Annotated in this window: 1 protein-coding gene; it reads left to right on the top strand. The window is 45.1% G+C overall.

The features are described 5' to 3' along the window. Positions 1-306, top strand: a 306-nt coding sequence (locus JU82_RS02515; protein ID WP_294892023.1) for a hypothetical protein, incomplete at both ends; no start/stop codon positions are given.

The following is a 306-nucleotide window of genomic DNA, read 5'->3' as shown; positions in this document are numbered from 1 at the left end:
AATGGCAGCGCGTGTTTCCAACACCTCAGCAGCAGCAACCGCTATCCGTTCATTGACGGTAATTGGCGAAAAGGCAGAGCCGGAAACAAACATGATTAAAATGTCAAACAATCGTGAGATTGTTACTTCAAAGAAACACCAGATTGTTTTCGACATTGACGAACTATCGCAGGAAAACATGGACGCAATGAGACAGGCAGAATGCGGAAACTCCTTCCTTATTATGTTTGAAGCAGGTGACCGTCTTTATGGTGGCTCTGATAACATCGGAGACGGCATTCAGGGCTCACTTGTAGCAAATCTTGT

The organism is Sulfuricurvum sp. MLSB, from assembly GCF_000747095.1.
Lineage (GTDB): Bacteria > Campylobacterota > Campylobacteria > Campylobacterales > Sulfurimonadaceae > Sulfuricurvum.
This window is presented reverse-complemented; position numbering and strand designations above follow the sequence as displayed.